This window comes from Kitasatospora sp. MBT63, from assembly GCF_000710465.2.
Classification (GTDB): domain Bacteria; phylum Actinomycetota; class Actinomycetes; order Streptomycetales; family Streptomycetaceae; genus Kitasatospora.
On the sequence record NZ_JAIZ01000789.1, the window covers coordinates 1 to 1,573 of the forward strand.

At 69.9% G+C, this 1,573-nt stretch carries 1 protein-coding gene and 2 pseudogenes; 2 read left to right on the top strand and 1 reads right to left on the bottom strand.

What is annotated here, in order from left to right:
- Nucleotides 1-526: 526 nt before the first annotated feature.
- Complete coding sequence (locus tag AA75_RS53170) at nucleotides 527-955, top strand: hypothetical protein (RefSeq protein ID WP_033825641.1); 429 nt, start codon at nucleotides 527-529, stop codon at nucleotides 953-955.
- A gap of 66 nt (nucleotides 956-1,021) precedes the next feature.
- Here the strand turns inward: AA75_RS53170 and AA75_RS54210 are convergent.
- A pseudogene (locus tag AA75_RS54210) lies at nucleotides 1,022-1,198 on the bottom strand (hypothetical protein); the annotation flags it as partial.
- A gap of 86 nt (nucleotides 1,199-1,284) precedes the next feature.
- Between AA75_RS54210 and AA75_RS53175 the strand changes: the two are divergent.
- Nucleotides 1,285-1,573: pseudogene (locus tag AA75_RS53175) on the top strand (dipeptidyl aminopeptidase); the annotation flags it as partial.

Below are 1,573 nucleotides of genomic sequence, written 5' to 3' on the forward strand. Positions count from 1 at the left end.
CGGAGTTGAACCACTTCACGATGCCTGTCGCCATGCCACTGCCTCTCGGAGGGTTGCCGGACGGGAGTGTCCCGCCCTCGCCGCAGCCAACCAGATACCCGGGCGCGGGGACGGTACTTCGACCCGAATGAAGATGGAGCGGCGCGAACCCGACGACCCCGGGATCACTTGACAGCCGGTCAGGAGCGGCGGTCGGAGAACGCCAGGGGCAGCGCTCGCAAATGTGACGGAGCGCCGTAGTCTCTCAGCGATCCTCGGGAACCCGCTGGTCGGCGTGGTTGCGGAGCAGCGTGGTCTGCGTAACCGGAGCACGACGCCCTGCGGGGCGGGGGCCGTCCGAGCGCGGTGGCCGGCCAGCAGGGGGACCTCGCCGGCCCGGTCGAGCGGGTGGAAGTGGCTGTGCGCGTCCACGGAGACCATCAGGCCGGTGCGGGTCCCCAGCTGCGGATCCGGTCGGCGAACGCGTGTGCTTCGCGCAGCGGGAGGTCTCGTCGCCCGTGGGGACCCCTGGCCGCCGTACTGGGGCGTGGGCGTCGTCGGCGTACTTCCCCCAGGAGGTGACGTCGGTGAGTCCGTCGACGGATTCACCGTCGAGTCCGACGAACGAGTCCAGGGCGCGCGCGTCGCCGAGGACCGTGCCGCAGCGGTCGATGGGCAGGTCGCCGAGCCGGATCGGCGACCTGCCGCGGTCGCCCGGCCATGCCAGGCCGAGGGTCTGGTCCAGGGGCGGAGGTCCTCGCCGCGGGCCGTGGGCGCGTTCGCGGATGTTCTCGATGGACTGGAGGCGGGGCCGGACGTGCTGGTCGCGCTCGGTCTGAGTGTTGGCGTTGCCCGGCATGGACAGGGCGGCGGCGCGGATGAGGAGGCGGCCCTCGGGTGTGCGGATGCTGTCGACGCCGGCCCGTACCCGGGCGGTGAGGTTGCCGCGCAGGCTGCCGGTGTCGTTCAGCGGTGAGTCGCGTTCGAGGCGGGTCGTGACGACGTCGGCGAGCAGGGCCTCGCGGCTGCCCCAACGTCGGTAGATGCTGGTGTGGTTGACGCCGGCGCGTTGGGCGATGGCGGGGATGGTGGGGTGTCGGCGCCGTCGGAGGTGGTCAGCAGGTCGATGACCACTCGGTGGACGACTGCGCGGACCTGCTCGGGCGCTTGCGGATGCGTTCGGAGGGTTGTTTCGGAGGCAGCTCCTCACCTTGTGCATCAAGCACAGATATTTGCTTAATGACCTCCAGGGGTCTACAGTCCTCCTGTAAGCACAGATCAGTGCTTAACGCCGAGGAGGCTGTCATGAAGAACCTGCTGTTCCCGAACAACACCCAGTTCTGGTACGAGACCCTGCGCTCGATGAGCCACATCGCCTACGGCGGCGCCGACTTCGGCGAGGTCGTCGCCACCGGCGAGCGCATCACCGAGGGCGACTACGACAGCTGGCACACCGAGTGGCTCGCCACCGCGGACCGGGTGGCGGACGAGGCCGAGCGCGCACTGAAGGCCGGTCACAAGGTCAGCGCCCGGGACGGGTTCCTGCGGGCGTCCAACTACTACCGCTCCGCCGAGTTCTTCCTGCACGGCCACC